At 68.0% G+C, this 25,508-nt stretch carries 26 protein-coding genes; 18 read left to right on the top strand and 8 right to left on the bottom strand.

All coding sequences use genetic code 11. The features are described from left to right. Nucleotides 1–30: 30 nt before the first annotated feature. The 5 genes from BM113_RS05960 to BM113_RS05980 all read left to right on the top strand — a co-directional run bounded on the left by BM113_RS05960 (nucleotide 31) and on the right by BM113_RS05980 (nucleotide 3,688). Nucleotides 31–807, top strand: a complete 777-nt coding sequence (locus BM113_RS05960) for an amino acid ABC transporter ATP-binding protein (protein WP_177209117.1) — start codon at nucleotides 31–33, stop codon at nucleotides 805–807. Nucleotides 808–853: 46 nt separating this feature from the next. Next, on the top strand, nucleotides 854–1,612 hold the full coding sequence (locus tag BM113_RS05965; protein WP_089786214.1) for a TOBE domain-containing protein: 759 nt from the start codon (nucleotides 854–856) through the stop codon (nucleotides 1,610–1,612). A 74-nt stretch (nucleotides 1,613–1,686) separates the two neighbouring features. Beyond that, nucleotides 1,687–2,838, top strand: coding sequence for a serine hydrolase domain-containing protein (locus tag BM113_RS05970; protein WP_089786215.1), 1,152 nt, complete (start codon nucleotides 1,687–1,689; stop codon nucleotides 2,836–2,838). Nucleotides 2,839–2,908: 70 nt separating this feature from the next. Beyond that, entirely contained in the window at nucleotides 2,909–3,142 is a 234-nt protein-coding gene (locus tag BM113_RS05975; protein WP_089786218.1) for a hypothetical protein, read from the top strand. 30 nt (nucleotides 3,143–3,172) lie between these two features. Further along, nucleotides 3,173–3,688 carry an SHOCT domain-containing protein gene (locus BM113_RS05980; RefSeq protein WP_089786219.1) on the top strand — a complete coding sequence of 172 codons (516 nt, stop codon included), beginning with the start codon at nucleotides 3,173–3,175 and terminating at the stop codon, nucleotides 3,686–3,688. A 102-nt stretch (nucleotides 3,689–3,790) separates the two neighbouring features. Here the strand turns inward: BM113_RS05980 and BM113_RS05985 are convergent, their stop codons facing one another. Next, entirely contained in the window at nucleotides 3,791–5,068 is a 1,278-nt protein-coding gene (locus BM113_RS05985; protein WP_089786221.1) for a molybdopterin molybdotransferase MoeA, read from the bottom strand. A gap of 110 nt (nucleotides 5,069–5,178) precedes the next feature. On the opposite strand from BM113_RS05985, the gene BM113_RS05990 reads away from it, so the two are divergent. The 4 genes from BM113_RS05990 to BM113_RS06005 all read left to right on the top strand — a co-directional run bounded on the left by BM113_RS05990 (nucleotide 5,179) and on the right by BM113_RS06005 (nucleotide 10,024). Beyond that, the gene (locus tag BM113_RS05990; RefSeq protein ID WP_089786222.1) at nucleotides 5,179–5,715 is read left to right on the top strand and encodes an Hsp20/alpha crystallin family protein; all 537 of its coding nucleotides are present in this window, start codon (nucleotides 5,179–5,181) and stop codon (nucleotides 5,713–5,715) included. Nucleotides 5,716–5,781: 66 nt separating this feature from the next. Then, entirely contained in the window at nucleotides 5,782–7,398 is a 1,617-nt protein-coding gene (locus BM113_RS05995; RefSeq protein WP_089786224.1) for an ABC1 kinase family protein, read from the top strand. 165 nt (nucleotides 7,399–7,563) lie between these two features. Further along, the gene (locus tag BM113_RS06000) at nucleotides 7,564–8,643 is read left to right on the top strand and encodes an enolase-like domain-containing protein (RefSeq protein WP_089786225.1); all 1,080 of its coding nucleotides are present in this window, start codon (nucleotides 7,564–7,566) and stop codon (nucleotides 8,641–8,643) included. A gap of 211 nt (nucleotides 8,644–8,854) precedes the next feature. Then, complete coding sequence (locus tag BM113_RS06005) at nucleotides 8,855–10,024, top strand: glutathione-independent formaldehyde dehydrogenase (RefSeq protein ID WP_089786227.1); 1,170 nt, start codon at nucleotides 8,855–8,857, stop codon at nucleotides 10,022–10,024. A 39-nt stretch (nucleotides 10,025–10,063) separates the two neighbouring features. Here the strand turns inward: BM113_RS06005 and BM113_RS22225 are convergent, their stop codons facing one another. Beyond that, nucleotides 10,064–10,231, bottom strand: a complete 168-nt coding sequence (locus tag BM113_RS22225) for a hypothetical protein (protein WP_007140022.1) — start codon at nucleotides 10,229–10,231, stop codon at nucleotides 10,064–10,066. A 98-nt stretch (nucleotides 10,232–10,329) separates the two neighbouring features. Here BM113_RS22225 and BM113_RS22230 point away from each other — a divergent pair, with 98 nt between their 5' ends. Further along, nucleotides 10,330–10,488 carry a hypothetical protein gene (locus BM113_RS22230; protein ID WP_007140021.1) on the top strand — a complete coding sequence of 53 codons (159 nt, stop codon included), beginning with the start codon at nucleotides 10,330–10,332 and terminating at the stop codon, nucleotides 10,486–10,488. 75 nt (nucleotides 10,489–10,563) lie between these two features. Here BM113_RS22230 and BM113_RS06010 read toward each other — a convergent pair whose 3' ends face one another. Next, on the bottom strand, nucleotides 10,564–11,679 hold the full coding sequence (locus BM113_RS06010; RefSeq protein WP_089786229.1) for a CobW family GTP-binding protein: 1,116 nt from the start codon (nucleotides 11,677–11,679) through the stop codon (nucleotides 10,564–10,566). Between the two features lie 215 nt (nucleotides 11,680–11,894). Between BM113_RS06010 and BM113_RS06015 the strand changes: the two genes are divergently transcribed. Further along, a complete protein-coding gene (locus tag BM113_RS06015; RefSeq protein WP_089786230.1) occupies nucleotides 11,895–13,001 on the top strand; it encodes an aminotransferase class I/II-fold pyridoxal phosphate-dependent enzyme in 1,107 nt (368 codons plus the stop codon). An 11-nt stretch (nucleotides 13,002–13,012) separates the two neighbouring features. Here the strand turns inward: BM113_RS06015 and BM113_RS06020 are convergent, their stop codons facing one another. Together BM113_RS06020 and BM113_RS06025 are read right to left on the bottom strand one after the other, a co-directional pair. Further along, entirely contained in the window at nucleotides 13,013–14,275 is a 1,263-nt protein-coding gene (locus BM113_RS06020) for a PQQ-binding-like beta-propeller repeat protein (protein WP_245757983.1), read from the bottom strand. Between the two features lie 97 nt (nucleotides 14,276–14,372). Continuing rightward, on the bottom strand, nucleotides 14,373–14,942 hold the full coding sequence (locus BM113_RS06025) for a hypothetical protein (RefSeq protein ID WP_089786234.1): 570 nt from the start codon (nucleotides 14,940–14,942) through the stop codon (nucleotides 14,373–14,375). Between the two features lie 164 nt (nucleotides 14,943–15,106). Between BM113_RS06025 and BM113_RS06030 the strand changes: the two genes are divergently transcribed. Then, nucleotides 15,107–15,481 carry a translation initiation factor IF-5A gene (locus tag BM113_RS06030; protein WP_089786236.1) on the top strand — a complete coding sequence of 125 codons (375 nt, stop codon included), beginning with the start codon at nucleotides 15,107–15,109 and terminating at the stop codon, nucleotides 15,479–15,481. Further along, on the top strand, nucleotides 15,481–16,350 hold the full coding sequence (gene speB / locus BM113_RS06035) for an agmatinase (RefSeq protein WP_089786238.1): 870 nt from the start codon (nucleotides 15,481–15,483) through the stop codon (nucleotides 16,348–16,350). The genes BM113_RS06030 and speB overlap by 1 nt, the downstream gene beginning before the upstream one ends. A gap of 53 nt (nucleotides 16,351–16,403) precedes the next feature. On the opposite strand, the gene BM113_RS06040 is transcribed toward speB, so the two are convergent. Next, nucleotides 16,404–17,885 (bottom strand): bacterio-opsin activator domain-containing protein, encoded by a 1,482-nt coding sequence (locus tag BM113_RS06040; RefSeq protein ID WP_089786239.1) that lies wholly within the window; start codon nucleotides 17,883–17,885, stop codon nucleotides 16,404–16,406. A gap of 216 nt (nucleotides 17,886–18,101) precedes the next feature. On the opposite strand from BM113_RS06040, the gene BM113_RS06045 reads away from it, so the two are divergent. Together BM113_RS06045 and BM113_RS06055 are read left to right on the top strand one after the other, a co-directional pair. Next, nucleotides 18,102–18,455, top strand: coding sequence for a DUF7344 domain-containing protein (locus BM113_RS06045; protein WP_089786241.1), 354 nt, complete (start codon nucleotides 18,102–18,104; stop codon nucleotides 18,453–18,455). A gap of 314 nt (nucleotides 18,456–18,769) precedes the next feature. After that, complete coding sequence (locus BM113_RS06055) at nucleotides 18,770–19,276, top strand: GNAT family N-acetyltransferase (RefSeq protein ID WP_089786245.1); 507 nt, start codon at nucleotides 18,770–18,772, stop codon at nucleotides 19,274–19,276. A gap of 387 nt (nucleotides 19,277–19,663) precedes the next feature. Here the strand turns inward: BM113_RS06055 and BM113_RS06060 are convergent, their stop codons facing one another. Continuing rightward, nucleotides 19,664–20,581 (bottom strand): acetamidase/formamidase family protein, encoded by a 918-nt coding sequence (locus BM113_RS06060; RefSeq protein ID WP_089786246.1) that lies wholly within the window; start codon nucleotides 20,579–20,581, stop codon nucleotides 19,664–19,666. Nucleotides 20,582–20,722: 141 nt separating this feature from the next. Here BM113_RS06060 and BM113_RS06065 point away from each other — a divergent pair, with 141 nt between their 5' ends. Further along, entirely contained in the window at nucleotides 20,723–21,502 is a 780-nt protein-coding gene (locus tag BM113_RS06065) for a Nif3-like dinuclear metal center hexameric protein (protein WP_089786248.1), read from the top strand. A gap of 234 nt (nucleotides 21,503–21,736) precedes the next feature. After that, nucleotides 21,737–23,371 carry a methyl-accepting chemotaxis protein gene (locus tag BM113_RS06070; RefSeq protein WP_089786249.1) on the top strand — a complete coding sequence of 545 codons (1,635 nt, stop codon included), beginning with the start codon at nucleotides 21,737–21,739 and terminating at the stop codon, nucleotides 23,369–23,371. A 49-nt stretch (nucleotides 23,372–23,420) separates the two neighbouring features. On the opposite strand, the gene BM113_RS06075 is transcribed toward BM113_RS06070, so the two are convergent. Next, nucleotides 23,421–24,218, bottom strand: coding sequence for a helix-turn-helix transcriptional regulator (locus BM113_RS06075; protein WP_089786252.1), 798 nt, complete (start codon nucleotides 24,216–24,218; stop codon nucleotides 23,421–23,423). A gap of 222 nt (nucleotides 24,219–24,440) precedes the next feature. Between BM113_RS06075 and BM113_RS06080 the strand changes: the two genes are divergently transcribed. Then, entirely contained in the window at nucleotides 24,441–25,418 is a 978-nt protein-coding gene (locus BM113_RS06080; protein WP_394327712.1) for a DMT family transporter, read from the top strand. Nucleotides 25,419–25,508 lie beyond the last annotated feature (90 nt).

Raw genomic sequence — 25,508 nt, forward strand, 5'->3', positions numbered from 1 at the left:
CTCGAGCGGACGGCGGACCGGGGGTCGACGATGCCGGTGCTCGAGGCCGTCGACGTCCACCACGGCTACGGCGGCGAGACGGTCTTCGAGGACGTCTCCCTGTCGGTCGGTCGGGGCGAGGTACTCGCGATCATCGGTCCCTCGGGCGTCGGCAAGTCGACGCTCCTGCGGCTGCTGGCGCTGTTCGACGCCCCCGACGGCGGCACGGTCGCCTACGACGGCGACGACGTCTGGGCCGCGTCCAAGCGACGGCGACTCGCCTACCGCCGGCGGATCGGAATGGTGTTCCAGGAGCCGAGCCTCTTCGACGCGAGCGTTCGTCGCAACGCGGCGTACGGCCTGCATGTCCGGCAGTCGTGGCGCGATCGGATCCGCGGCGCTGTCGGTCGGCTCGTCGGGGTCGGGACCGCGGGTCGATCGGCGAAGGCGATGGATGCCCTCGAGACGGTCGGGCTCCGGGAGGAGGCCGATCGGAACGTCGCCTCGCTCTCGGGCGGCGAGGCCCAGCGGGTCGCGTTCGCCCGAGCGCTCGCGTACGACCCCGACGTCCTCTTGCTCGACGAACCCACGTCCGACCTCGATCCGCGGAACACGGCCGTCATCGAGGACGCCGTCCTCGAGGCTCGCAACCGGGGCATCGGCGTCGCGGTCGCGACCCACGACATGCACCAGGCCGAACGCGTCGCCGACCGGGTGGCCGTTCTGCTCGGCGACGGCGTCATCGAGGTCGGCGATGCCGACCGCGTGTTCGACGAGCCCGAGGACGAACGGACCCGGAAGTTTATCGATGGAGAACTGATATACTGAGGAAAGCGACGGGCGTGACGTACCGATCCGCCCGGAGAGGACACGCGTGAGAGTCGAGAAAACCTACAGTCCGAAGCTCTCGGTCGACGGCGTGACCGTCGACCGGCGGGACATCGAGATGCTCGAGGCGATCGACGAACACGGCTCGATGCACGCCGCGGCGGACGCCCTCGGGCGCTCCTACGCCCGCCTCCAGAACCGCGTCGTCGAGATCGAGGAGGCCGTCGGGACCATCACCGAGCGCAAACGCGGCGGGAGCGGCGGCGGCGGAACGGTGTTGACCGACACCGGGCGGGAGCTCCGCCGGCGGTTCGAGCGCCACGACGCGGAACTGGACGGCGTCGCGCGGGCCACGGAGTCGGTCGTCACCGGCACCGTCCGGGACCGGACGGGCGAACTCGCCACGGTCGACACGTCGGTCGGCCCCGTGATGGCCCTCGTCCCCGAGGGGGCCGAACGGGTTCAGGTCGGGATCCGCTCCGATGCGGTCGTCCTCACCGACCCCTCGGAAGCGCCGGACCCCGATCGGACCAGTCTCCGGAACCGGTTTCGCGGAACCGTAGAGCGGATCGAGTCCGGGGACGCGATCGTCCGAGTGACGGTCGCGCTCGCACTCGAGGGGGCCGACGCCGGCGACGATCCTGATCCTGATCCCGACCCCGTGGAACTCCAGGCCCTGATCACCCGGGCCAGCACGGACAGGCTCGCGCTCGAGCCCGGCCGGGAAGTGGTCGCCTCGTTCAAGGCGACGGCCGCGCGGGCGACGCGGATCGATGCCGGGGGCGACGAGTCCGAACGGGCGTAACCCTCGAGCGGAACCGCGCCGAGACCGCGACGGAAACGGGAACGCTTACCAACCGAACGCCAGTCGATTGTCGTATGTCTCGCCTCTCCGAGACCGAGCGGGAACGGATCGCGGCGCGGTTCGATCGCCACCTCGAGGTCGGGCTCCACCACGGGGCACAACTCGCGGTGTTCGTGGACGGGGAACTCGCGATCGACCTCGCCGGCGGGGTGACGGGACCGTCCGACGGCGGCGATGGTGACGGGGGTCCGGAGCCGACCACCTCGAGCCAGCGCCACGTCCTCTTCTCCTGTACGAAACCGTACGCCGCGGTCACGCTGCACACGCTCGTCGACGAGGGAAAACTGGCCTACGACGACCGCGTGGTCGACCACTGGCCGGCGTTCGCCGACGAAGGGAGCGAGAAAGCCGAGATCACCGTTCGACAGGTGCTCAGCCACACTGCCGGCCTCCCGCGGAGTCCCCTCGACGCCCGGCCGGACCGGTGGCCCGACTGGGAGGACTGCATCGAAGCGATCGAGGACCTGGAGCCGACGTTCCCGCCGGGCGAGCGGGCGGCGTACCACTCGCTGACGTTCGGCTGGCTGGTCGGCGAACTCGTCCGCCGGGTCTCCGGCGACCCCATCGAGGAGGCGGCTGCGAAGCGGGTGTTCGAGCCGCTCGGGATGACCGAGACGGGGATCGGGCTCCGAGAGGACGAACCCGACGACGTCGCGACGCTGGTCGGATTCGAGGCCTTCGACCGCTGTCGCGACCCCGGTGAGGGGCTGGGCGACCACCGGCTGGTCGCGGAGCCGTTCAACGAGGAATCCGTGCACCGGTCGGTCGTCCCGGCCGCGAACGGGATCGGCACCGCACGCGACATGGCCCGGTTCTACGCCTGCCTCGCGAACGGCGGCGAACTCGAGGGGACCCGTATCCTCTCGGCGGAGACCGTCGACGCGCTGACGACCCTCGAGGCCGAGACGGACGAGGACGGGACCCTCTCGCGGCCGTCCCGGTTCGCGCTGGGGGTCTGGAAGGGCGATACGCCGGCCGACCCGTTCGGCTCGCTGACGCCCCCGCGGGTGTTCGGCCACGCGGGGCTGGGCTCGAGCGTCGGCTGGGCCGACCCCGAGACGAACGTCGCATTCGCTTACGTGACCAACGGCGTCCGGGAGGGGTCGTTCGAACACGTCACCCGCGTGCGGGAACTGGCTGACGCGGTCCGGCTGGCCCGCCGATAATCGCGGCCGACGGGCTTTCAGGACTCGAGTCGGCGGCAACAGTCACGGTCGTCCGCGTCGTACCACCGGTATGGTTCGATTCCGACGGCTCCTCGCCGTCCTCGCGGTCGTCGGCTGGACCGGCACGGCCCTCTCGCAACTCGTCGCCCTGCGAGCGGATACACAGCGGGAACGCATCGAGTGGACCGAGCGGCGCAACCGCTTCCTGTTGCTCTCGAGTCTCTCGACGAACGCCCTGACGGTCGCGACCCTGTATCGCTACGCGAGGGCGGTTCGCCGGCGGGGAGACTCGACCGTCCGGTGACACTTTGTACTCGCCGTCCGAAGGGCCCGTATGGCGACCGACCGCCGGGAGTTCGTGGCCGACGACCTCTGGCTCCTGATCGGGATCGTCACGCTGGCGACGATCTCGCTGCTGGGCATGCTCGGCCTCGATTCGGTTACGGGGTTCGTCGCGGTCGTGGGGTGGTTCCTCCTGACGCCGATCTTCCTGTTCTGGGGCGACGAGATCGCCGCCCTGCTGTTCGATGCGGACCGCAGTGGGGGCCGACAACGGGAGACGCGAGCCCGGAACACCGGCCACGGGACGGGCGAGGACGACGCGATCGCCGAACTCAAACGCCGATACGCGGAAGGCGAGATCGACGACGCGGAGTTCGAACGTCGCCTCGAGCGCCTCGTCGGAGTCGAGGAAGCGCTCGAGACGGTGTTCCCCGATCGTCGAGGAGAGGGGGACGGCGAGCGGGTGCGACGGAAGGGGACGCGCGACCGGGGGGAGCGGGAGGGGGAGGAGGTGGGGGAGCGAGAGAGGGTCCCAGAACGGGAGCGTGAACGCGATCTGGAAGGCTAACGCCAGTCAGATCCCGACTCATACGGATTGCTGTACCCGACATCCCGGCGCGACCGCCGCCCTGGTCGTGGTTGCGCCGGAACTGACGGACAGGAAACCGTATCAGGGATTGACCTCCCAGTCCTGCACCGCGACCGTCTCTCCCTCGGGAACTCCCTCACGGTCGTCGTCGACGACCACCCAGCCGTCGGCCAGGGCGACGCTCGAGAGCACGCCCGAACCGCTCGCCCGGGTCGGGATCGCACGGTAATCGGGCCCTTCTTCGCCGTCTCGCTCCTCGAGCCGGACCCGCGCGAACGTTCGCGTTCCGGGCTCGCTCGGGATCTTGCGATCGAGGACCGCCGGCGTCGTCGGATGGGGGTCCGGGGTCGTCCCCTCGAGCCAGCGCAGCGTCGGCCGGAGGAACTGGACCGCGTTGACGATGCAGGCGACGGGGTAGCCGGGCAGGGCGAGCACCGGCGTCTCCTCGACGATGCCGAGACAGACCGGGTGGCCGGGTTTGAGGCCGACGCCGTGGACGAGCACCTCGCCGAGGTCGTCGATCACCTCGGGGAGGAGGTCCCGCTCGCCGACCGACGAGCCGCCGGTGGTGACGACGACGTCTTTCGTCAAATCGCGCTGGATCGCGACCCGGAGCGACTCGGAGTCGTCGGTGACGACGTCGCGGTAGGTCGCCCGCCCGCCCCACCGCTCGGCCAGCCGTGAGACCGTGAGGCCGTTGGTCTCGACCACTTCGCCCGGTCCCGGATCGGCGTCGACCAGTTCCTCGCCGGTCGGGATCACGCCGACTGTCGGGCGCTTCGCGACGTCGACCCGGCCGTAGCCGGCGGAGCGCAACAGCCCCAGGTCCGACGGCCGGAGCCGGTGGCCGGCGTCGTAGAGATGCTGACCCTCCGCGACGTCCTCGCCGATCGGCGCGACGTTCTCGCCCTCGGCGACGGCGTCCTCGACCTCGACGCCATCCCCGAGTTCCTCGACCCGTTCGATCATCACGACGGCGTTCGTTCCCTCCGGGAGCGCGCTGCCCGTGTGGACCCGCGCGGCCGCGCCGGGCGGGACGCTGACGTCGTCCTCGGCGCTGCCGGCGACCCGCAGTCGCTCCGGGGAGCGGTCGCTCGCCCCGAAGGTATCCTCCGCCCGAACGGCGTAGCCGTCCATCGCGGCCCGGCGGTAGTGAGGAACGTTCCGGGCCGACTCGACGGGCGCGGCGAGGACGCGCCCGTCCGCGCTCGCTACGTCGACCGTCTCGAGGCCCGTCGGCGGGGATTCGTCGGCGTCCAGGCGTTCCTCGAGCGCCGCCCGGAGTTCCCGCCGGGCCTCGTCGACCGGCGTCCGTACCTTGAACCCGGCGTCGGTTCGTTCGCTATCGGCACCTTTCATACTCTCACTCGGGTCGTCCGAAGGGAAAAAGCGTCGGGGCATCCGCCCGGCGAGGGGACGAATCGACCGCTACCGCGGCCTTTTTCGTATCGGCGTTCGAACCAGTAGCTATGTCAGCGCTCCGCGACGCGTTGCGGGACCTCTCCGAGGACGTTTTCTTCGATCTGCTCGAGAGCGACGACGCCTATCTGCTCGTCGTGGACGTGCCGGGAGTGACCGCCGAATCGATCGACCTCACCATCGAGGACGGGACCCTGTCGATCGACGCCAGGCGCGTGAAAGACCGGGACGTCCCCGACGAGTACCAGTACATCGAGGAGAACCGGTCGCTGTTTTTCGACGTCACCCTCCCGATCCCCAAGGACGCGATTCCGGGGAACGCGGAGACGGCGGTCGAGCGGGGCGTCCTCGAGTTGACGCTGCCGAAACGCGGCGGCGGAGAGACGAAGATCGAAGTGGTCGACGATGCCGACGTCGATTCGTCGGCGACCGGTGCCCGTGACGAGGGGGGCGACGACGGGAACGGAACTGCGGCCCGGGATGCGGATACGGATACTGATACGGATACGGATACTGATACGGATGCGAACGGGGGGACGGAGACGGACAACTCCGACGAGACGACCGACGACGCCGAATCGAGGTGACCGAGACTGGCCTCCCTCCGAGCGTACAAACGCTTCGTCCTCGTCGCCTGGCAGTTCCTGCCCCTGTTGCTCGCCTACGCCCGCGACCGTCGTCGGTTCCTCCTGTTCGGACGGCCCAGGCGGGTCAGTCCCGAGACGCATCGCCACCGCGCGGAGGTGTTGCTCGAGTCCCTGCTCACCCTCGGGCCGACGTTCATCAAACTCGGCCAGCTCCTGTCGACCCGGCCCGACGTCCTGCCCCCCGAGTACATCGACGTCCTCTCGTCGCTACAGGACGACGTCCCGCCGGCCGGCTGGGACGGTGCGAAACGCGTCCTCGAGGACGAAATCGGGCCGGTCGACGAACGGTTCGCCGCCTTCGACACGGACCCGATCAGCGGCGCGAGTCTCGGACAGGTCTACCGGGCCCAGCTCGACGACGATGGCGGGACGCGCGACGTCGCCGTCAAGATCCGCCGTCCCGGCGTCGAGGAACTGGTGCAGGCGGACCTGCGGGTGATCCACTGGTCGCTGCCGGTCCTGCTGTACTTCGTCGACGACGCCCGGTCGTTCTCGCTCGAGAACCTCGCGGACGAGTTCTCGAAGACGATCCGTGAGGAGATGGACTACCAGCGCGAGGCGGAGATGCTCCGGGAGATCCAGGCCAGCATCGGGACCGACGACCGCTACGTCATCCCGGACGTCGTCGACAGCCACTCGGGGCCGCGTGTGCTCACGATGGAATACATCGACGGCACCAAGATCAACGACGTCGAGGAACTCGACCGCAAGGGGATCGACCGCAGCCGAATCGCGGAGGACCTCCAGTGGGCCTACATGCGGATGATCATCGACGACGGCGTCTTCCACGCCGATCCCCACCCCGGGAATCTGGCCGTGACCGACGAGGGCCGGATCGTCTTCTACGACTTCGGGATGTCGGGCCGGGTCGACGAGTTCGTCCAGGACAAGATCGTCGAGTTCTACATCGCGGTCGCGAACCAGGACATCGACGCCATCCTCGACGCCCTCATCGAGATCGGGACGCTCTCGCCGGAGGCCGACCGGGCGGTGATGGCCGAGGTGATGGAACTGGCGATTCAGGACGCCCGCGGCGAGGACATCGAGCAGTACCGCGTCCAGCAGATCATCGGGCAGGTCGAGGACTCGATCTACGAGTTCCCCCTGCGGCTGCCGAAGAACCTCGCGCTCGTGTTGCGGGTCGCGACGGTCGTCGAGGGCGTCTGCGTGACGCTCGATCCCGAGTTCGACTTCATCTCGACGGCGACCGACTACCTGGTCGAGCAGGGGTACCGCGAGGAGTCGATCCGGCAGTACCTCTCGGAGTCCGGCCAGCAGGTCCGGCGGTCGGCCGAATCGCTGACCCGGATCGCCCCCAAGACGGAACGGGCCCTCGACCGCCTCGATCGGGACGACCTCTACGTCCGGATCGGCGTCGAGGACTCGAAAAACGTCTTCGAGAATCTGGCGAAACGGCTCATCTACGGGATGTTGCTCACGATGGGGCTGTTCTCGACCGGCGTGCTGTACGCCCTCGAGGCCCCGGAGGGGTCGATCGTGGCGGCCGTGTTCTCGGCCGTCGTGTTGATCCAGCTCTACCGGTCGTTCCGGACCCAGCGCGCGCTCGCCGCCCGTCCGCAGTTCACGCGCCAGAACCTCCGGCAGCGACGCCGCGAGGAGTGATGCGGATCCCTGTCCCGATGTCCCGGTGCAACTGCCGCCCGGGTCGCGGTCGCGCCGGAACTGACGGACAGTACACCGTACGAGTCCCGGAGCGCGAACGCGGCGAGGGCCGACCGGAATCCGATCCGTGCGAATCCTCTTGTCACTGGCAATCGATGGTTCCGTATGACGTACGATCGACTCGCCGATTTGGGCCTCGAGATCGACGCCGTCTCGACGGAGCGACTCGAGCGCGACACCTCGAGCGACTTCACCAGGACGACGACGGAGGTACGCCTCGCGGGGCCGTCGGAGGGGACGGCCACGACGGGCGTCGGCGAGGACGTCACCTACGAGACCGCTGATCACGATCGACTCGCCGAGACCGGACTCCCGGAGAGCGAACTGGTCGGCGAGTTCACCCTCGCGTCGTTCGCCGACACCGTCGCCGACCTCGATCTCTTTCCCGGGAAGGCGCCCGACCGCGAGGTATTCCGGAACTACCGGCGGTGGGCCGTCGAGAGCGCGGCCCTGGATCTGGCCTGCCGGCAGGCGGGGACCGACGTCGCGACCGCGCTGGACCGATCACTCGAGCCGGTGTCGTTCGTCGCGAGCACCAGGCTCGGCGACCCGCCGACGGTCGACCGCCTCGAGCGGTTGCGCGAGCGGGTCCCGGACCTCCAGTTCAAACTCGATCCGACCCCGGAGTGGGACCGTGACCTCGTTGCGACCATCGACGACGCCGTCGGGGCCGAGAACGTCCGTATCCTCGATCTGAAAGGGCAGTACGAGGGGACGGACGTCGACGTGCCGGCCGACCCCGATCTGTACGAACTCGTCCTCGAGGCGTTCCCGGCCGCCGTCGTCGAGGACCCGGCGCTGACCGGGGAGACGGAACCGCTGTTCGAGGACCCCGACGTCCGCGAGCGGGTCTCCTGGGACGCGCCGATCCACGGCCTCGAGGACGTCCGGAACCTGCCGTGGGAACCCGAGTGGCTGAACGTCAAACCCTCGCGGTTCGGCTCGCTCGAGTCGCTGCTCGAGACGATCGAGTACTGCCGGGAGCGGGACGTCTCCCTGTACGGCGGCGGCCAGTTCGAACTCGGCGTCGGTCGCGGCCAGATCCAGACACTCGCCGCGCTGTTCTACCCCGACGAACCCAACGACGTCGCGCCCGGCGTCTACAACGACCCCGCGGTCGCGGACGACCTGCCGACGAGCCCGCTCGCGACGCCGGCCGACCCAACTGGGTTCCGCTGGGAGTGAGAGTCGAGCGGTCGCTGTGACTCGGGGGATTCCACCGGTTCACGGCGGTCCCGCGACGGACTCGGGGTCACCCCGTTTATCAAGCGATAGAGGAGAATACCTCGGGATGGAATCCCGAATCGATTCACCGATTTCGACTGGTAGTTCGCCGTGAAATAGGTTTATACCCCACCTTGGTATGGATTGCCCTGGGTGGTGACCACATATGTCAATGCAAGCGGTGGTATACCAAGGCGAATACGACGTCGCCGTCGAGGAGGTAGACGAACCGGAGATCGAACACCCGAACGACGTGATCGTCGACATCACGACGTCGTGCATCTGCGGGTCGGACCTGCACATGTACGAGGGGCGGACGGCCGCCGAGCCGGGGATCGTCTTCGGCCACGAGAACATGGGGGTCGTCTCAGAGACCGGCGACGCGGTCTCGACGCTCGAGGAGGGCGACCGCGTCGTCATGCCGTTCAACGTCTCCTGCGGGTTCTGTCAGAACTGTGAGGAGGGGTACACCGGCTTCTGTACCAACGTCAACCCGGGCTTCGCCGGCGGTGCCTACGGCTACGTCGCGATGGGACCGTACCCGGGCGGACAGGCCGAGAAACTGCGCGTCCCGTACGCCGACCACAACGCGCTGAAACTCCCGGAGGGACGGACCCACGAGGACGCCTTCGCGCTGCTGGCGGACATCTTCCCGACGGGCTGGCACGGAACCCGGCTGGCGAACCTCCAGCCCGGCGAATCGATCGCCGTCTTCGGCGGCGGACCAGTGGGGCTGATGGCGGCCTACAGCGCGAAGCTCCAGGGGGCCTCGGAGATCTACGTCGTCGACCAGGTGCCGTCGCGACTCGAACTGGCCCAGAAACATTGCGACGCGCGAACGATCGACTTCCGGGAGGGCGACCCCGTCGAGCAGATCATCGACGAGCACGGCGGCGAGGTCGACAAGGGAGTCGACGCGGTCGGCTACCAGGCGACCGACCCGAAGGACGTCGACGAGGACACCGAGGACTACGCGTACGACCCCGCCAAGGAGAACCCGGCGGTGGTCATCAACAACCTCATCCGCGTGGTCCGGCCGACCGGCGAACTCGGGATCCCGGGGCTGTACGTCCCCGAGGACCCCGGCGCGCCGGACGAGATGGCCGCCCAGGGCCGACTGGGCATCGACTTCGGGAAGCTCTTCGAGAAGGGCCAGAAGCTCGGCACCGGCCAGTGTAACGTCAAGTCGTACAATCGGTACCTTCGAGACATGATCATCGAGGGCCGCGCGGACCCGAGCTGGGTCGTCTCCCACCGGGTCAGTCTCGAGGAGGCCCCGGAGATGTACGAGAAGTTCGACGAGCGCGAGGAGGGCGTGACGAAAGTCCTGCTCGAGCCGTAAGCGGCGATCCCTCGTTTTTTCGGCCGACGCGACCGGGAGTCAGGTCCGGAGCCACGCCCGGGGGTGTTCGGCGCGGAGGTGGTCCTGGTAGCGTCGGATCAGTGCGGGGTAGGAATCATCGACGGCGTACCAGTCGCAGTGCGTACAGCCGCGGGCGACGGAATCGTTCGGACTGCGGACGTACCCGCCGTTCAGGGGTCGATCCATGGCCGCCATAGGCGGGTAGCGAACTTGAATGACAGGCCTGCTTCCGTGGGTCGATCGCAAACGCTTAGCGCCGGGCCGTCGAAGTAACCGGTGCGCGGATGTGCATCTACTGTACCTACCGGGAACGGGACGGCTGGGCCACCCTCCTCGAGTACGACGACGTCTACCAGGAGGCGATGGCCGCCGACGCGACCACCGAGTCGACCCACGGTTTCCACGACTCGTGGGACGACCTCAAGGACGAACTGGCGCTGTGAGGGGCGGGCCGGGTGCCACTGTCGGCGTCCGACTCGAGGGAGAACCGGCGGACCGAGACCGCCGGCGTCGCCGGCTCAGATGGGGAACGGGTCGGGCGCGTCCGCCGGTACCCTATCGGGATCGGTCAGGCACGCGTCCAGTTCCTCGCGGATCCCGTCCTCGTCCATGCCGCGACCGATGAAGACAAGCCGCGTCCGGCGGTCGTCGTCCGGCGCCCACTCGCCGATCGGGCCGGCCTGCACCGACGGGCCGGCCTGGCTGAGTCCGATCACCTCGTCCCGCCCGGCGACGTCGCAGACCCCCTTCGCGCGGACGATCGAGCCGTCCCACTCCTCGAGCCAGTCGCCGAATCGCTCGGGGTGGAAGGGCCGGTCGGCGGTGTAGACGAACGAGGTCACGCCGTGGCGTTCCGCGGGGGACGGTTCGTGGCCGTGGTCGTGATCATGTCCCTCGCCGTGGGCGTGCCCCGCGAGGCGACGCTTCCAGCCCGGCGAACGCTTCGCCGCCTCGAAGTCGAACCGCCCCGTGTCCAGCACGCGCTCGGGATCGACGTCCGAATACGTCGTGCGGAGCCGCTCGGCGGTCGGCTGGAGTTCGGCCACGACCGCCTCGATCTCCTCGAGGACGTCGTCGGGCACCATGTCGCACTTGTTCAGCAGCAACACGTCGCAGAACTCGATTCCCTCGACGAGCACTTCGCCGAGCGGACGTCCGGGGTCGGCGTCGGGGTCCGTGTCGGCGTCCCCCGGAAGCGACTCCCCCGCGTCGAATTCCTTCCAGAAGCCGTAGGTGTCGAGGACGGTCACCATCGTGTCCAGTCGGAACCGCTCCGTCGGGTCGATCGACGACTCCTCGGTCCCCTCCGTGAACACCCGTGCGATCGGGATCGGTTCGCTGATCCCCGAGGCCTCGACCAGCAGGTAGTCGAAGTTCCGTACCCGCGCGAGGCGGTCGGCCTCGGAGAGGAGGTCCCCCTGCAGCCGACAGCAGATACAGCCGTTCGAGAGGTCGACGATCCCCTCCGCCTCGTTCTCCCGGGCGATGAGGTCCGCGTCGACGTTGACCTCCCCCATGTCGTTGACGATCACCGCGACCTCGAGCCCCCGTTCGTTCGACAGCAGGTGGTTGACGAGCGTCGTCTTCCCCGCCCCAAGGGTACCGCTGACCACCGTCACCGGAATTCGCGTCATGGTATTCCGTGTCAACGGACGCCGATAAGAACCTGTGCCCCAACGCCCGGGGCGGGTCGCTCGCCGTCGATCGGTCGACCGGTCGCCCTCGAGTCCATCTTTCCCAGGGCCGTCGACTCGGCTCACGAGACACGTACGCGACCACCGACGCACACGCGGGTCCGCCCGGGGACCCGTGCCATGGGGTTTAGGTGTCCGCCCCCGAACCGGGAGGTATGCAGATCGACGAGTTCGGCCTCGAGCGGTGGTTCGCCGAGTACGAACACGAGGCCGACATCATGCTGGCCGAGAGCGGCGTTCGCAGCCTCCCCGCGGATCGGTTCGACACCGATCCGGGCGAACTGGGGTACGTGATCCCGACGGACGGCGACCCCGACCTCCGGGCCGAAATCGGCCGGCGGTACGACCGCGGGACCGACGAGGTCGTCTGTACCAGCGGCGCCCAGGAGGCGAACTTCCTCGCCTTCTTCTCCGTGCTCGGCGGCGAGTCGCCGCCCGGCCTCGAGACCTCGAGCGCGCCCGGGAGCGACGCCCACGCCGTCGTCGTCACCCCGACCTACCAGGCGCTGCACGCCGTTCCCGACACCCTCGGGGACGTGACGCGGGTCCCGCTCGAGCCGCCGACCTGGGAACTCGACCCCGATGCGGTCGCCGACGCGATCGAACCCGAAACGCGGCTGATCGTCCTGAACAACCCGAACAACCCGACGGGACGGTACCACCCGCTCGAGACGGTCGAGACGCTGTACGACCTCGCCGCGGACAACGACGCGTACCTGCTCTGTGACGAGGTGTATCGTCTCCTCGCGGAGGATCCCCTGCCGCCGGTCGCGAGTGTGGGCCCCCACGGGCTCTCGACGGCCAGCCTCTCGAAATCGTACGGTCTGGCTGGGCTGCGATTCGGCTGGCTCGCCGGCGACCGGGCCGTCGTCGACGCCGCCTGTCGGTGGAAGGACTACACGACCATCTCGCCCGGGCTCTTCGGCCAGCACGTCGCGAGACAGGCCATAGCGGAGAGCGACGCGATCCTCGCGGAGAACCGGGACCTCGTCGCGACGAATCACGAGATCACGGCCGAGTTCCTCGAGCGACACGGCCTCGAGTGGTACGACCCGGTCGGCGTCAACGGCTTCGTGACGGTTCCCGATGGCTTCGAGAACGGCAAGGCGTTCTGTCGGACCGTCCTCGAGGAGCAGAGCGTCGTCCTCGCGCCCGGCGAGTTCTTCGGCCACCCGGACCGGTTCCGGATCGGGTTCGGCCTCCCCACCGACGAACTCGAAGAGGGACTCGAGCGGGTCGGGCGCGTGCTCTCGGACGGGTAGGTCCCGCCCGATCAGCGGAGACAGCGGCCGAACAGTTCGGCCCGGCATTCTGAAAGCGCCTCGAGCGTACCGTGCTCGAGCGAGACGTAGAGCAGGTCGTCCGCGAGCGCCGGCGAACCGGCCGTCCAGCCGTCCGGTCCCTGCCACTGGAGTTCGCCCGTCGCCCTGTCGGCGGCGAACAGGGAACTGCCGGTCCCGTACAGGTAATCGCCGCCGACGACCGGTGCCCCGTAGAAGATCCGTTCCGACCCCTGGCCGCCGTTCGTCCAGCGTCGCTCGCCGGTTGCCGCGTCTCGAGCGACGAGCCGGTCCATCGCCGCGTAGTAGACCGTCCCGTCGCCGACGGTGACCCCGAACGGGACGGTCGATTCCGGGCCGTCCGTCCGCGACCACCGGCGCTCGCCCGTGTCGGTCGACAGGGCGACGACGCCGCTCGGCTCGTCGTCCACGCCGACGAACACGGACTCCCCGGTGACCGCGGGGACGCCGTAGACGGGGAGGCGCTCGCTCCAGCGTTCGGTCCCGTCGGCGGCGTCGATCGCCTTCACCCCGCCGCCGGCGACTGCCGCGTAGACGACTCCGTCCCGGACGGCGGGCGCGTAGACGAGCCGTTCGTCCCAGTCGATTTCGAACTGCCAGCGTTCGGTCCCCTCCTCGAGGTCGATCGCGTAGATCAGGGGTTCGCTCTCGGATCGCCCGTGGCGGTAGTAGCCGGCGAAGACGACCCCGTCGCCGATGCCCGGGTGAACGGGCGTCGAGCCGAGCTGGCCGTCGCCAACGTTGTCGACGCGCCAGCGCTCGCTTCCGTCCTCGACCTCGAGGGCGACGAGCCCGGTCGCGGTCTGGAGTAAGACGGCGTCGTCGGCGACCACAAGCGAGTCCGCGTAGGTGTGGGTTCGCTGGATCGGTTCGGCGGTCGTGGCAGCGGTCGCCGACCACCGGCGCTCGCCGGTCGCCGCGTCGATCGCGTCGACGACGGCGGCGCGCTCGTCGCCTCTGTCCGCCGTGTAAGCGAGGTACACGTGCCCGTCGGCGAGGACCGGCGAACAGTCGATACCGCCGAAACCCGCGTCACCGTCGTAGGTCCACGCGTCGGTGAGCGGCGGCGCGGGACCGCTCGACCGGGTGCCGGTTCGCGTGCTGTCCCGGCCACGCTGGGACCACGCGGCGTCGACGTCCGACTTCGATCCGCCACGGAGGTCGCCACAGCCGGCGAGGACCGCGCTCGCACCGGTGCTCGCGCAGGCCGTAAGCAGGGCACGTCTGGAGGGCATCGTCGGGTGCGTTCGAACGGTCGCACGATAAGTCTTCTCGAGTGATATATCCGGTGTCCCCGTCGAATTCGCTCGTGGGTACGGCGAACCGCGGACGCTACCGTCGGGGCTCTCCCCAGACCGTCGCGGTACCGTTGGCCTCGTCGTCCCGCTCTAGGTCCCGCCGCAAGTCGAACGCGCGATACGTCTCCTCCTCGAGCAGGCGGTCCGCGAACGCGGGCGGGACCGTCACCCGGCGACGCTCGCCCTCGACGAGCAGGCCGTCGGGGCCGACGGCGAACTCGAGGTCGTAGCGGGCGACGGAGGCCTCGCGGTCCTCGAGTTCCGGATGAAGCGCCTCGAGGACGGCCGCGACGTAGTCGAAGACCAGTTCGGATCCCGGTGTATCGGCGGTCTCGAGGTCGATCCGGACGACGGGTGCGACCGCGGTCGATCGCTCGCCGCGTTCGTCCCGGTCGAGCACATCGATCCGCCGAACTCGCGGCGGGCGCTCGAGGTGGGTTCCCCGACCCGCGGGAAGGGCCTCCTCGAGTCGGGACTCGAGGGTAGCCTCGAGTTCGTCGAACGGGGCCGACCGTCCCCGATACCAGACGGCCGCCCCGATCAGGACGAGCGCCGCGATTCCGGCGAGTACGAACGCCTCGACCTCGAGTCCGCCGTCGACCATCTCCAGTGATCGTTCGTCGCGAACGGGGGTGACGATTTCGTTCCCGTTCCCGTTCCCGTTCCTCGGCCACGAACTGCCGTCCGGCCGAGTGACCTGTTAACGGGCTGAATCCGGCGGGAGCGTATTCCAAACGGTTTATGACCGTCGGTTGATTACCCCGGGACATGGCGAAACAGCAAACCGAAGTTCGCGATCTCCAGGAAGGCAGCTACGTGATGATCGACGACGCGCCATGTAAGATCAACTCCTACTCCACGGCAAAGCCCGGCAAACACGGCAGCGCCAAGGCCCGCATCGAGGCCGAAGGCGTCTTCGACGGGAAGAAGCGCTCGCTCTCCCAGCCCGTCGACGCGAAGATCTGGGTCCCGATCATCGAGCGCAAACAGGGCCAGGTCGTCTCCGTCGACGGTTCGGACATGCAGATCATGGACCTCGAGACCTACGAGACGATCACGATGAAGGTCCCCGAGGACGCCGACCCCTCGCCGGACGAGAACATCGAGTACCTCGAGATGGAAGACCAGCGAAAGATCGTCTAATGTTTCCCGGGGCGACTGACGAACGCGGGGGGAGCGACACGGCAGGCGACGCTGCCGATCGTGGGGACCCGAACTTCGTGGTCGTCGGTGCGCCCCTGGACGCCACGACGACCTTTCAGCCGGGGACCCGCTTCGGTCCCCGACGCGTCCGTACGTTTGCGGAGACGTTCGACGATTACGACCGTCGAACGGACCAGTACTTTTCCGACCTCGGCGTCGCCGATCACGGCGACGTCCGCGCGTGGGACGACGTTCCTGACTACCTCGAGTGGCTCGAGGGGAGCCTGCGCGATATCGTCTGGGACGACGCCGTCCCCCTGCTTTTGGGCGGCGAACACACTGTCTCGCTGGCGGGTGTACGCGCCGTCGAACCCGAGGTGTTCGTCTGTCTCGACGCCCACCTCGATCTGCGCGACGACTACGACGGGAACGACCTCTCGCATGCCTGCGTGACTCGCCGGATCCTCGAGGAGGAGTCCGTCGAGGAAGCGATCGTGCTGGGCGCGCGGACGGGAAGCGAAGCCGAGTGGGACCGGGCCGACGCCGACGACGTGACTGTCGTCCCGCCCGAGGACGTCGGCGACTTCACGTTCGGCGACCGACTCGAGGGCCGCGAGGTCTACCTGAGCGTCGACATCGACGGAGCCGACCCCGCCTACGCGCCCGGAACCGGAACGATGGAGCCGTTCGGGCTCGAGCCCCGCGAGATGCGCGACGTGGTTCGCGAGGTCGCGCCCCGGGCGACCGGGTTCGACGTCGTGGAGGTCAACGACCGCGACGAGGGACAGGCCGCATCGCTCGCGGGGAAGCTCCTCCGGGAGTACGTCTACGCGAACGCGGCCGCTGCTGGGGCTTCGGACGAGGAGTAAGGCGGTTCCGGTCCAGCGCAGCACGTTCTCGACCCTCTCGGATCCGATCCGAGCTACAGCAACGCGTCGAACACTTTCCCCTGGGCTTTCCGGAGGTGCTGGTGGAACGTCGGCGCGGCGATCTCGAGCGAGTCGGCGACCTCCTCGCCGGTCGCGCTCCGTGGCCACTCGAACAGGCCCGCATGATACGCGGCCTCGAGGACCGTCCGCTGGCGGTCGGTGAGTTCCGTCGTCACCGCCCGACGAGTCCGCTCGGGCTCGTTTTCGTCCCGCGTGATCTGGCGGCGTGCGACCATCTCCGCGGTGGGATACGTCGACTGAACGGCGTCGATGACGGTCCTGACCTCGACGCTGGGCGAGAGGTGAAGCGTCATCCGAAAGTCCCCGTCCTCGAAGACCGCGCGTTCGACGGAACCACCCACCGAGGCGACTGCCGACAGCACCGGCGGCTCCGAGAGCCGGAGTTCGAACGGGACCGTTCCGTCGTCCTCGGCCCGGAACGTCACGTCCGTCCAGTGGGGCAGCTCCGCGACGAGCCCTCGTAGCCGCTCGGTCGACTCCGTGGCGGCGGTCCCGTAGACGAGGTACTCCTCGTCCTCGATGGGAAGCGTGTGCTCGAGGGCGACGAACCCGTCCGATCGGTCCGCTCCATCGGCGGTGCCGACCGCGAGTGCTTCGTACACGTCGTGGATGCGGAACTCGAGTTCGACGACCTCGTCGGCCATCAGCGCTTGCTTGCGTTCGGCGGCGACGATCGCGTGGCCGACGATCTCGCCCAGCTGGCTGATCACCGCGCCTTCGTCGCCCTCGAAGGCGCGCGGACGATCGGCGTAGACGTTCAACACCCCGTAGACCGTCTCCTCGTGGACGATGGGGATCGCCGCCGACGAGCGGAAGCCGTAGCGCTCGGCGACGTCGCGCCAGGGTTCGTACCGCGGATCGTTCTGGATGTCCTGGGTCGTCTGGAGCGTCCCAGTCCGGAGCGCCCGACCCGTCGGGCCCTCGCCGTGTTCGTCATCCGGATCGGTCGAGATGGTGACTTCCTCGAGGTAGTCGTCCGTGCCGGCCTCGGCTCGCACGTTCACCGTCTGCGAGCCCACGTCGACGTCGCCGACCCAGGCGAATTCGTACGACTCCGCCGCGGCGAGCCGTTCACAGAGGATCCGCTCGATCTCCTCCCGGGTCGATCGCTCGATGATCGCCTCCGTGACGTCTTGAACGATCCCGTTGAGGTTGTTGAGCGCGACCAGTTGCTCGCGGTGGCGTTCGATGCGTCGTTTCCGTTTCCGTTCTCCGTCCACCTCCGTCCGGTCGCCCATCGCCCGCGGTCGCCACCACACCCGCGCGCTCGCGCCGACTTTCTTCGTCTCGAGTTCGCCGCGATCGACCAGGCGCTCGAGTCGACTGTATGTGCTACGCCGGCCGAGTTCGAGCCGTTCGGACACCTCGGTCGTCGTGTGCGGCACGCCGCTGCCGTCGAACACGGCAAGCGTCTCGCGCAGGGGGTCGGTCAGCGATTCGGTTCCGCCGGTCATACCCACAGGACGTGCCCCAGACGTATTAGAACTCCGCCGGCGGAAATACGGTATAGAGCGCCTGAACCGGGTTCGAGGTCGGGTAATGCTGGGAACTTTTTACAGCCCGACCCGTTCGGAGCGGCGGTTGGACCTAATTTGTGTTACCTCCTGCTTACGCTTGCGCGGGGTCTCTCTACTGGCAGCGACACGCGACCGCGTTCGCGAACCCCACCGATGTCCGAATCCACGCACCACCGTCCGCCGACGGACACCGACGCCGAATCGGACTCCCTCTCCGAACGGGAGTATCATCACTTGCTCGCCCCGCGACGCCGCAGAATGACGCTCGACCTGCTGGCCGGTCGCCAGGAGCCAGTCTCCCTCGAACCCCTCGCCTCGGCGATCGCGGCCCGGGAGTGCGGGCTCGATGGGAGAGACGAGAAGACAGTAGAGACCATCGCGATTTCGCTTCACCACGTCCACCTGCCAGCGATGGCGAACGCCGGCGCCGTCGACTACGATCCGGAAGCGAAACGCGTCACACCCCGGCCCTGCCTGCTCGAGTACGATCTGCAATTCCAGCGGTAGGTGGCGGTCGCAACGGACGATAGGTGACGGTCACAGCGGACGATCGGGTTGAACGGTACGCGATAGGCCTCCCTCACGGCGGTGATCACTGCACGGACGCGATCGGACGGGAATTCATTTTTTCTTCCGCTTTCACTTTCAATTTCACTTTCACTTTCACTTTCACTTTCGCTTTCTCGAGGTCGAAACGGAGACCGAGACCGAGACCGAGTTCGAGATCGACGATCGACGAGGAACCGGCGACGTACGAGAGCGACGTCCCCACCGACCGAAACGACAGCGTTATTCCCTACCGGGCGACCCACACGTAACTGATGATCGTCAGACCGTACGACCGCGAGTCGGATGCCGACGCCCTCTGGGATCTGAAGCGAGCCTTCGAGACCGGGCTCGGAACCGGAACCGGCGGCCAGGAGAAAGCCGAAAAGTACGCCGCGAAACTCACCGACGACTACCGCGAGGGGTACCTCGAGTGGGTCGATCGCTGCGTCGACCGCGACGCGCGCAGCGTCCAGGTGGCGGTCGACGACTCGGTCGACGACGGGTCGGGTGACCTGGTCGGCTACGTCTTCCTCCTGCCGGACTCTCACGCCTACATCTGGGACGCGGCCGTCCTGAACGAAATCTACGTCCGCGAGGCGTACCGCGGGACGGGCGTCGCCGACGACCTGATGGACGCCGCCGTCGCTGCTGCCCGAGACCAGGATCTTCCGCTCGAGCGACTCGTCCTCGACGTCGACCGGGACAACGACCGCGCACAGGCGTTCTACGAACGCCACGGGTTCGAGGGCTGGGGCGAGATGGTCGCTCGAGAACTCTGACAGTAGTGACGCGGCTCTCGCTCGGTGCATCTACGGGATCGCCCAGTTCGCACGTGTAGCGAGTCCAGGTCCAAGACATCACTCTCGGTAGCTGCTCGAGAGTTCAGTTACCGACTACTGAATACAGAGCGCGAACTTTTTCCGCGTCGGGTTCGCCGGAGGCGAACCACTCGCGCAAAAACTTCGATGAAAAAGGCGGGCTGCTCGGCCTTCGGCCTCGCCGCCCGGGAACCGCGCTCGCTTCGCTCGCGCGGAAACTGGTGATGAATCTATACTCTATATTCAGCACACCAATTTTAACAACACACATAGATGTGTACGATCGCTCGAGTACTTTCCTCCGCGAAACTCTCACCCAGAACCTGAATAAAAAGACCTACTTCCCCGTTAGAACGGATCGGAGAGATACTCCTTGGGAACCGCGTTCTTGACCGTCACCAGCGGATCGACCACCTGGCTGATCTCGAGGCCCCCGACCAGGCTCGAGAAGATGTAGGCGTCGGTCTCGTCGACGCCGTGCTCGGCGGCAAGGAGGTCGATCGCGTCGCGGTTCGCCAACTGGCAGGCCTTCTCGAGGGTGTCGGCGCTCGCGACCGGCTTCCATGCGTCGTCGGTCTCGAGCAGCGGGCGCTCGAGGTCGACCGCGGGGTCGTCGATCACCTCGACGGTGACGTCGACGTCGGTCGCGATTTCGGCTCCCGTGCCGCACATCTCGCCGTCAGCCATGGCCGCCTTGGAGTCGCCCATCGCGAGCATCGCACCCGCCTGGAACACGGGGAAGTAGATCGTGTTGCCGCCGGTGACCTCCGTCGTGTCGAGGTTGCCGCCGTGGTCGTGTGGGAACAGCGTCGTGTACGACTCCTCGGCGGGCGCGACGCCGATGGTCCCGACGACGGGTTCGATCGGCACCTCGAGTTCGCCCTCGGGGGTGTCGAAGGTGATCGAGCCGTCCTCGACCGGCGTGATCCGCGTCCGCGGGGCCTCGATCTCCTCGTACTCGTCGAGCAGGCCGAAGCCGTCGATGGTGACCGCGCGGCCGCGGTCCTCCGTGACCCGGACGTCCTCGATTTCGACCCGCAGGACGTCGCCCGGTTCGGCCCCTTCGACGGCGATCGGTCCCGTCGCGGCGTTTACCTCGTCCGGGACGGCGTCGATGACGTCCGACTCGGACTGGACCGCGCCGTCTAAGCTGTCGCGGGTGTCGATCGTCAACTCGGCGCCAGACTCGACCGTTTCGATCGGCTCGAGGTCGGGGGTGAACTCGTAGATCGCTCCGTCCTCGTGTGAGACCGTTCGGCGTGTCATGCGCGGGGGTTCGTCGCGATGGTAGGTAAATCGATGGCTCGCGGGCGGTACTTCCGTTTTCGGCACCAGTCGGCGAAAGGACCGGGAGCCGGCACGGATCGCAAGCTTACAAGCCGTCGGCCGCGCAAATGCCGGACACCTATGACCGTCCGACTCACCGAACTCGTCGACCGGCTCGACGAGGAGCTACGAACCGACGACTACGCCGAGCTCGACGCCAGCGCGAACGGCCTCCAGGTCGGCCCCGACGATCTCGCGGTCGACCGCGTCGCCTTCGCCGTCGACGGCGTCGAGGCGACGTTCGAGCGAGCGATCGAGGCCGACGTGGACGTCCTCGTCGTCCATCACGGACTCTCGTGGGGCGGTTTCGACCGCGTTACCGGCCGCACCTACGATCGGCTCGCGCCGCTGATCGAGAACGACGTCGCGCTGTACGTCTCCCACCTCCCGCTGGACGGCCACCAGGACCTGGGCAATGCCGCGGGCGTCGCCGACGTCCTCGGCCTCGAGAACCGTGCCCCGTTCGGCGAACTCGGCCCCGAGTACGTCGGCCAGCGCGGAACCGCAGTCGAGGCCTACTCGCCCGGGGAACTCCGGAACCGCCTCGAGTCCGAACTCGAGACCGGCGGCGAGTCGGTTCAGGTGCTCGACTTTGGCCCCGAACGGATCGAGGACGTGGCGATCGTCACCGGGAGCGGTACCGACTGGCTCGACGAGGCCGTCGACGCGGGCGTCGACGCGCTGGTGACGGGCGAAGGCAAGGGCAAGGTCTACCACGAGGCCCGGGAGGCCGGCATCACCGTCGCGCTGGCCGGCCACTACGCGACGGAGACGTTCGGCGTCCGGGCACTGCAGGATCTGGTCGAGGGGTGGGACGCCGACCTCGAGACGACCTACTTCGAGATTCCGACGGGACTGTAGCCGGCCCCGGTCGACCGTACTCGGCGGGGATTCGACCCTACCTCGGGTCGTCTCCGATCGGCGTTCGCCCCGGATCGCGCATGGAGATCTCGAGCTTGAATCGTTGAACGGCGTTGTCAAAAACGGTAGTTTATCGCCCCTCGAGCGGCAATAAGGGTTATTTGGGCGGAATGACGATCTCATTATCGGATCGTATGTCTGTAACCGATAGGGGAACGGTCGGGGTGCAGGTGCATGAACATAGATAGCGTCGTCCCGAACAGGGTCCGACGACGGTACAGCGCGAAGATCGCCGCGGCACTCGGCTGCGTCGTCGTCGTGACGCTGGCCTTTGGCCTGCTCTTCGGCGCGTACATCCACGCGGGGCCGGAGGCCGAGGCTGCCGATCGGGCGACTGCCGCGGTGACCGGGCTCCTGGTCGTCTTCTTCATGAATCTCGGTCTGTTCGGGATCGTCATCGGTGGCAACACCGCACTCGCCCTCGATCGACTCGGCGGTCGGGCCGAGCGGATCGGGGACGGCGAGTTCGACGTCGACCTCGAGACCGGCCGGATCGACGAAGTGGGGCAACTCTACGACTCCGTCGCGGACATGCGGGATTCCCTCGAGGAGTCGCTCGAGGAACTCGAAGTCGAACAGGAACGCGCACAGGAGGCCCAGCGGGAGGCCGAACGCCGCGCCGACGAACTCGAGGAGGAACGACAGCGCGTCCAGGAGGCCCGCCGCGAGGTCGAGCGCAAGAACGAACGGCTCGTCGCGGAGGCCGAACGGTTCTCCGAGGTGATGGACGCCTGCGCCGACGGCGACCTCGACCGCCGACTCGAGCCGGAGATCGAGGACGAAGCGCTCGAGGCGATCGCGGACTCGTTCAACGAGATGCTCGACCGGATCGGCGACCTCGTCGCCGAGGTCCAGACGTCGGCCGAGACCGTCGAGGACGTCGCGACCGACCTCCAGACCTCGAGCGAGCAGATCCGGACAGCGAGTCAGGACGTCGCGGAGTCGGTCCAGGGGATCGCCGACGGTGCGGCCGAACAGACCGACGACCTCGATGCGGCCGCAAGCGAGGTCAGTGACCTCTCGGCCGCGACCGAGGAGGTCGCGGCGACGACCTCCGAGATCGCCGAGCAGTCAGAGGAGGTCGCCTCGCTCGCCGACGAGGGCCAGGCGATGGCCTCCGAGGCGGCGGAAAACATCGACTCGCTGGTCGACACCACGGAGACGGTTGCAGAGACGGCCGAACAACTCGAGCGCGAGACCGAACAGATCGGCGAGATCATCGCCCTGATCGACGATATCGCGGACCAGACGAACCTGCTCGCGCTGAACGCCTCGATCGAGGCTGCGACGGCGAACGCCGACGGTGACGGGTTCAGCGTGGTCGCCAACGAGATCAAGTCCCTCGCGGAGGAGACGATGGACGCCGTCGACGACATCGAGGCGACCCTCGAGTCGATCCGCGAGCGGACGGCGACGACGGCCGACGAGATCGCGACCGTCGACGAGGAGATGAAAACCACGGCGACGCTGGTCGCGGACCTCGAGTCCAAACAGGAGACGATCGCCGACGGGATCGGCCAGGTCGACGGCAGCATCCAGGAGATCGCGTCGACGGCCGACGATCAGGCGACCGCCGCCGAAGAACTGGCGACGATCGTCGACACCGTTGCCGACGTCTCGATGGAGACGAGCGACGAGGCCGAAGGGGCCGCCGCCGCCGCCGAGGAGACGACCGCGACGATCGACGAAGTGTCGACGACCGCGACGGACCTCGAGGACGACGCCCAGGCACTGCGGGAGTTGCTCGGGACGTTCACGATCGCCGCGGACCGCACGGCGACCGCCGCGTCACCGACCTCCGGAGCGTAGTCGGCTGATTCGAAGCGACACCCCCGTAAGCGACCGAATTTTCTCTCGCCTACGTCGTCTCGAGTGCGTCCCGCTCGAGAGGCTCACCGTCAGCCCAGTAGCCGTCCAATCGGTCTTCGGCCCACGATCGCACGTCCGGATCGTCCGTATCGATCGACGCCCGCAGGACGCCGTGTTCGTCCCGCAGGAGGAGGTACACCACGTCGTCGACGATCATCACGGCGAGCGGGATCGATTCGTCCCGCATCCGAACGGCGGTGCTGTCGGCTGCAAGCAGATCGCGGAGTCGCTCGCGCAGCACGGGTTCGTCGGCGAGCGCCTCGATCGCCTCCCGAGAAAAGACGCCGCGAAAGTCCGTCTCCCCCGCTGCGGCCCGTTGCTGGAGGGTCGTCAGGCCCTGTTCGTTGAAGGCGTGTGAGAAGGCCCGGACCTCGTCGGCGCTTCGGAGCAAGGCGAGCAACCGCTGGAGCGGTGCGTTCGGCCGGGTCTGTGTCGGAACGGTGATCGTCGCGTCCGCGAGCCGCCGGATATCGAAAGTAAGAGCCTCGGTCGGAACGTAGTCGACGACGTTCCGCAGTTTTCGTTCCGTCTCGACGATCCCCTGCAGGTCGGCGAACCCCTCGGCAACGAGGCGACCCGTCGCCGTCGCCCCGTACTCACTGCCGTCCCTGGTGATCCACGACCGGTCGTCGAAGTCCCCAAGAATCCGGCCGAGCGTCGCCTGGGACGCCCCCGTTTCGTGGGCTAACTCGGTCCGGGTGTATCGATCCTCGGACAGCAGCCTCAGGACCTCGACCCGGTTCGACGAGAGCGCGAGGAACTCGATCTCCTCGAGCGTCGATTCCATGCGCCCGCTCGGTCCTCCGTGGCCATACCCTTTTCGTACCGTGAAACTCTTTCACGGCACGAACCGTACGCGCCCCCCGATCGTTTTTCTTGCCACGAAATATTTTCTGAACGAAACTATAGGCTTGGCAGCCGTAGCCGAAGATACGATGACTACCACGCTCTCCGCGCCGACGCCTTCCCGATCGGCGCACCGTCTTCGCTTCGAGGTGATTCTCGAGTGATGGATCGTCGCTCGCTGTGCTTTTTCGCCCTCGCGAGCCTGTTCTTCGGCGGAACCTTCGTCGCGGCGAAGGCGGGCCTGGAGTACTTCCCGCCGCTTCTGTTCGTGGCCCTGCGGTTCGATCTCGCGGCGGTGCTCCTGCTCGGATACGTCGTTCTGACGTCCTCGCGTGCGGAACTACTCCCGTCGACGCGGGGAGACGTCGTGGGGATCCTCGCGACCGGCGGGCTCGTGATCGGGCTGGCCAACGCCCTGCTGTTCGTCGGTCAGCAGTACGCGACCAGCGCGGTCGGTGCGATCGTCTTCAGTCTCAACCCGATCCTGACGCCCGTCTTCGCCGCCGTGCTCCTCTCGGACGAGCGCCTCTCCGTCCGGGGCGGAGTCGGGATGGGACTCGGCCTCGTCGGCGTCGCGCTCGTCGTCAGTCCCGACCCCGCGATGCTGGTCGGCGGGGACGCCGTCGGCAGGTCGATCCTCTTTGCCGGAGCCGTAAGCGCCGCCTTCGGAGCCGTCCTCATTCGGCGGGCCGAACCGACGATCTCGAGTACGGTCCGGATCGCCTGGGGACTTCCCCTCGCTGCCCTGCTCACCCACGGCCTCTCGTGGTCGACCGGCGAATCACCGGGGTCGATCGCCTGGACGCTCGAGGCGGTCGTCGCGCTGGCGTACGTCAGCGTGTTCGCCGGCGTCCTCGCCTACGTCGCCTACTTCGCGCTGCTCGACGCGACCGGTGCGATCCGCGCGAACCTGGTATTCTACGTCGTTCCGGCCGTCTCGACGCTGGGTGGGTGGGCGCTGCTGGGGGAAACGATCGCCACGAGCGCGATCTTCGGGTTCCTGGCGATCGTCGCCGGATTCGCGGTGATCGGCAGCGGATCGGTCGATCCGCGTGCCCGGTTCCGGGCCGTCGTTCGGCCGGGAGCCGACGACCGCTCGTCGTCCGTGTCCGAGGAAGCGCGCGGTCCCGGGGCCGACTGACGATTCTACCCGTCGCCACCCTTGAGAACGCCAGCCGACCGCTCAACCCGCGTAGCCGCCTACCGCGGCTACCGTCGACCCCCCATTCGA

The sequence above is a fragment of the Natronobacterium haloterrestre genome (assembly GCF_900112205.1).
Classification (GTDB): domain Archaea; phylum Halobacteriota; class Halobacteria; order Halobacteriales; family Natrialbaceae; genus Natronobacterium; species Natronobacterium haloterrestre.

Coding starts and splice junctions, on each gene's coding strand:
- BM113_RS05960 (WP_177209117.1), top strand. CDS start 31: ATGCCGGTGCTCGAGGCCGTCGACGTCCACCACGGCTACGGCGGCGAG.
- BM113_RS05970 (WP_089786215.1), top strand. CDS start 1,687: ATGTCTCGCCTCTCCGAGACCGAGCGGGAACGGATCGCGGCGCGGTTC.
- BM113_RS05975 (WP_089786218.1), top strand. CDS start 2,909: ATGGTTCGATTCCGACGGCTCCTCGCCGTCCTCGCGGTCGTCGGCTGG.
- BM113_RS05980 (WP_089786219.1), top strand. CDS start 3,173: ATGGCGACCGACCGCCGGGAGTTCGTGGCCGACGACCTCTGGCTCCTG.
- BM113_RS05985 (WP_089786221.1), bottom strand. CDS start 5,068: ATGAAAGGTGCCGATAGCGAACGAACCGACGCCGGGTTCAAGGTACGG.
- BM113_RS05990 (WP_089786222.1), top strand. CDS start 5,179: ATGTCAGCGCTCCGCGACGCGTTGCGGGACCTCTCCGAGGACGTTTTC.
- BM113_RS06000 (WP_089786225.1), top strand. CDS start 7,564: ATGACGTACGATCGACTCGCCGATTTGGGCCTCGAGATCGACGCCGTC.
- BM113_RS06005 (WP_089786227.1), top strand. CDS start 8,855: ATGCAAGCGGTGGTATACCAAGGCGAATACGACGTCGCCGTCGAGGAG.
- BM113_RS22225 (WP_007140022.1), bottom strand. CDS start 10,231: ATGGATCGACCCCTGAACGGCGGGTACGTCCGCAGTCCGAACGATTCC.
- BM113_RS22230 (WP_007140021.1), top strand. CDS start 10,330: ATGTGCATCTACTGTACCTACCGGGAACGGGACGGCTGGGCCACCCTC.
- BM113_RS06010 (WP_089786229.1), bottom strand. CDS start 11,679: ATGACGCGAATTCCGGTGACGGTGGTCAGCGGTACCCTTGGGGCGGGG.
- BM113_RS06015 (WP_089786230.1), top strand. CDS start 11,895: ATGCAGATCGACGAGTTCGGCCTCGAGCGGTGGTTCGCCGAGTACGAA.
- BM113_RS06020 (WP_245757983.1), bottom strand. CDS start 14,275: ATGCCCTCCAGACGTGCCCTGCTTACGGCCTGCGCGAGCACCGGTGCG.
- BM113_RS06025 (WP_089786234.1), bottom strand. CDS start 14,942: ATGGTCGACGGCGGACTCGAGGTCGAGGCGTTCGTACTCGCCGGAATC.
- BM113_RS06030 (WP_089786236.1), top strand. CDS start 15,107: ATGGCGAAACAGCAAACCGAAGTTCGCGATCTCCAGGAAGGCAGCTAC.
- speB (WP_089786238.1), top strand. CDS start 15,481: ATGTTTCCCGGGGCGACTGACGAACGCGGGGGGAGCGACACGGCAGGC.
- BM113_RS06040 (WP_089786239.1), bottom strand. CDS start 17,885: ATGACCGGCGGAACCGAATCGCTGACCGACCCCCTGCGCGAGACGCTT.
- BM113_RS06045 (WP_089786241.1), top strand. CDS start 18,102: ATGTCCGAATCCACGCACCACCGTCCGCCGACGGACACCGACGCCGAA.
- BM113_RS06055 (WP_089786245.1), top strand. CDS start 18,770: ATGATCGTCAGACCGTACGACCGCGAGTCGGATGCCGACGCCCTCTGG.
- BM113_RS06060 (WP_089786246.1), bottom strand. CDS start 20,581: ATGACACGCCGAACGGTCTCACACGAGGACGGAGCGATCTACGAGTTC.
- BM113_RS06065 (WP_089786248.1), top strand. CDS start 20,723: ATGACCGTCCGACTCACCGAACTCGTCGACCGGCTCGACGAGGAGCTA.
- BM113_RS06070 (WP_089786249.1), top strand. CDS start 21,737: ATGAACATAGATAGCGTCGTCCCGAACAGGGTCCGACGACGGTACAGC.
- BM113_RS06075 (WP_089786252.1), bottom strand. CDS start 24,218: ATGGAATCGACGCTCGAGGAGATCGAGTTCCTCGCGCTCTCGTCGAAC.
- BM113_RS06080 (WP_394327712.1), top strand. CDS start 24,441: ATGGATCGTCGCTCGCTGTGCTTTTTCGCCCTCGCGAGCCTGTTCTTC.